Raw genomic sequence first — 1976 nt, forward strand, 5'->3', positions numbered from 1 at the left:
GGCAGGAAAAGCTGCTGCCGCCGATCGCAACCTTCGATGAAACGCCCCATCACCGGCCTCCCAAATCAGACCATGATCATAGCATATCAGCGCGTTTCCACACAGCCTCCACCACTTATCGCCGTTGGCGGCGGCAAGCGGTCGTCCGAAGGCCACCTTTTCGCTATCGCGCACTTGCCGTCGTTTTCTTGACCAGGCACCTTATTCGTGGCCGGCTGACGGGGGAAGGCAATGACGTATCGGCACGAACATGTTGCGCGGGCAAATGCTCCTTCAAGGCCACTCCGCTACAGATCGAGTGGCATGAAGCGAGAAGCTTTCGCTAGGTTGGCACGCCTTCGAGTCATCATCGGCGTCAATTGGCGGCGTAGCGGCACGATAGCAACGACCCTGCTGGCGACTTGTGGCGCCCTATCCGTCTGCGGTTGCAGCTTTTCCCGGCCGTCGGACCAGTTGCGATACCGCATGACGATCGGCTATCTGGAAAACGGCTTCAGTCGAACCGCATCCACGGTAAACGCGCTCACTGCCGTGCGGCGCTATAACTATGCCCCCGGCATGGCCGGCTGGTTTTCCCATTATGCCCTAAGCGGCGTCGCAGTCGCCATGCCCGCAAAGGGCGGACACGTCATCGCCTTGCTGGATGATCAGGCGGGCATGGAGATTTCCTTCAGCCAGGGTAAGAAGATAGTATTGGGCTTCGGGCGGGGCTGGCCTCTCGACAAGACGTGGATCGACCATTGGAATGAACTGGCGCGGTCGAACGCCAAAGCAACGATGTCTGACAGCATTTACACGTTCCCGAGGCTATTGTTCCTCCCGACCGGCGGCACGTTGCGCTCTGCAAGGTTGCTGTCCAGGGAGCAGGCTTCGGACCTGGGCATTCAGATACAGGAGATCATGCTCACGATCACGCGCGATGGGGTGACGTCCACACCATCGCTGTTCAGTGACCTCGGCTGCACGGGCCGCGTGGACTCAAACACGACCGGGCCGATAGCGGGGAGGGACCCGGTAAATTGTGATTCCCTCGTCTTGCGGCAATTGACGGAGGATGGTGCTCGATAGCGCCGAGAGCGGACTGGCGGAAAGCGCCCACTTCCGGTCATTCGAGAGCGATAGGCGACTTACTCATTGCAGACGCTCGGTCCCGTGTTATCCGGCGTGTATGACGGGAAAGGCAGACGCCACGGCGCGGATTGCAGCAATCTGCTACACGCTCGTCATAGGCGCGACGGTGTGGTTTACGTTCGCATTTGGCGGTCTTGATTTCGGCTTGGCGCATGTTGGCGAACTTGTCACCTTCGCAGCCATAGCCCTCTCGCCGATCCCGATTTGCATTCTCTGCTTCCGCCGAGATTGAAGCTCGGCTGCGTTCGCCCCGCTTGCAGACATTCATCGAGCGTAGCAGGTTGTCCAAATGGTCAAGCGATCTGGCGTTCCGGGGCGCGGACCTAATCGAAAATGCCCCAGTTGCCGCCATTGCTACTCGTTCTCCGCAGGTGGCTCGGCGATGAACCCAACGGTTTTAATGCCTGCCCTTTGCAGGGTGTAGATGACGCCTCCAATGCATCGATAGGGCGTTTGCCCCATGTCTGTATCCAGATGCGCACGGCGGCCTGATTTTGCTTCTGGGCGTGCAATCAGAAGCAATTCATCTGTAGTGACCTTATGCCCATCGACTTCGATGCTGCACGATGAAGCCGGACCCCGGACGATGACGTGGAACGGAGGGAGAGCTTTCGGTGAGGCGCACCCGCTTACGAGGAGCATCAGGCACAGGGTTGCGGAAGGCATGAGTTTCAATTCCATGAGACGGCAGGGATGCCGAAATTGCTGCCGTTTCGCAATGACCGCTCTCCACCGAGGCTGTGTGAGAACGGTGGTCGAGCAGCGCTGATAGCGGCGCGTGCTAGCGCGGGGCGCTCAGGCCTGCATCGCAGCGATTAGCCCCGGCACGCCGACCAGAGCGATGG

1 protein-coding gene is annotated in these 1976 nt (G+C 59.6%); it reads left to right on the forward strand.

The features are described from left to right. Positions 1-465 precede the first annotated feature (465 nt). On the forward strand, positions 466-1068 hold the full coding sequence (locus U1739_RS20890) for a hypothetical protein (RefSeq protein ID WP_332710544.1): 603 nt from the start codon (positions 466-468) through the stop codon (positions 1066-1068). Positions 1069-1976: the final 908 nt, after the last annotated feature.

This window comes from Parasphingomonas puruogangriensis, assembly GCF_036663635.1.
Classification (GTDB): Bacteria; Pseudomonadota; Alphaproteobacteria; order Sphingomonadales; family Sphingomonadaceae; genus Sphingomonas.